The organism is Neobacillus drentensis (genome assembly GCF_036965245.1).
In the GTDB taxonomy this organism is placed as follows: Bacteria; Bacillota; Bacilli; order Bacillales; family Cytobacillaceae; genus Neobacillus; species Neobacillus drentensis_G.
On record NZ_JBALPG010000027.1, the window covers coordinates 26,637 to 28,133 of the forward strand.

2 protein-coding genes are annotated in these 1,497 nt (G+C 35.0%); both read right to left on the reverse strand.

The genetic code is table 11. The features are described from left to right. Positions 1-198: 198 nt before the first annotated feature. Complete coding sequence (locus V7150_RS07765; protein WP_335515956.1) at positions 199-1,086, reverse strand: IS3 family transposase; 888 nt, start codon at positions 1,084-1,086, stop codon at positions 199-201. Next, positions 1,086-1,379, reverse strand: a complete 294-nt coding sequence (locus V7150_RS07770) for a transposase (protein ID WP_335515816.1) — start codon at positions 1,377-1,379, stop codon at positions 1,086-1,088. The genes V7150_RS07765 and V7150_RS07770 overlap by 1 nt, the downstream gene beginning before the upstream one ends. Positions 1,380-1,497: the final 118 nt, after the last annotated feature.

A 1,497-nucleotide genomic window follows, 5' to 3' on the forward strand; every position in this document is an offset into this window, starting at 1 on the left:
CAGTCTTAAGGACACTTTCTCCGATTTCAAGAAGAGTTTTGTCCTTAAGAAGCAGTCTTATGGACTTCTGTCAAGAAAGTAGACACTAAAATTTGAGATTTTTTTAAAACAAAACCACTACCGCACTTCGTTTGGTCCAGTGTTAGAAATAGTCAATCGAAAAACATGATTGACGATTTCTAACACTAAATGGCTTGCTTATGAGATGTTTCCCCAATCTAATTTTTGATGAGTCCTCTCATATTGATTGGGTGAACAGTTCCCTAATGTTGAATGTTTCCTTTTTTCATTGTAGAAGCTGCCTATATAATGATTAATCGCCTTTACAGCTTCTGCCCTAGTGGTAAAACGTCTTCTGTAAATTAAATCTTTCTTGATTGTGGCATGGAAAGACTCAATACAGGCATTATCATAAGGATCGCCTTTTCTACTCATACTAATTTGCATTTTTTTCTCTTTTAAAATATCAATATAATCATGGGAACAATACTGAGAACCACGGTCAGAGTGATGAATTAGCCCTTCACCAGGTCGCCTAGATATAATAGCCATATTCAAGGCTTGTATAGATAACTCTTTTTTCATATGCGAAGAAAGGCTCCAACCTACAATCTTTCTAGAGAATAAATCCATAACGGATGATAAATAAACCCATCCCTCAAGCGTCCAAATGTACGTAATATCAGATACCCAGGCTTGATTAGGTTCTTCTACATTGAATTGACGATTGAGTAAATTAGGATAAATGTTTAAATCATGATTAGAATCTGTCGTGACCATAAACTTTTCTTTTGGTGTAGCGGTTAAACCCATTTCTTTCATCATACGAGCTACTGTTTTTTGTGAAATAGTATATCCCCAGTCAACTAAGTCATTATGAACTCTAGGGCTTCCATAAGTCCCATAACTCTCATGAAATGATTTACAAATTTTTTGGTGGATCTCTAGGCGATAAGCATCTTTCTCAGATTGAGGTTTAAATTGATTATTTAGCCATTTATAATAGCCACTTGATGAAACTTTTAGCACTTTGCACATCTTCACTACAGCGTGTTCATCAGAGTGGACTTGAATAAAGCTATAAATTACTCTTGGTTTTTCGTGAAGATGTGCATGGCCTTTTTTAGGATTTCATTTTCCTCTCTTAACTGTTGTAGTTCCTTCTCATGTTGTTTTTTTAATTTTTCAAGCTCTGAAGGTGTAATATAATTCTCACCAGTCTTCCCAACATTAATTTTCATTCTGTAAGCTGCCACCCAACGGCTTATCGTTTTAGCTGAAATCTCAAGTTCATAAGCTACATCTGAAGCTTTTCTGCCTTCCTCCACAATTAATTTTGAAACATATTCTTTGTACTCTTGAGTATGATGTTTACCCATGTGAACACGTCCTTTTAAATGATGATTGTATTATAAACTAAATCTCATTTTTACGTGTCCACTTTTAAGACTAACCTCACTTAAGGACACTTTCTCCGATTTCAAGAAGAGTTTTGTC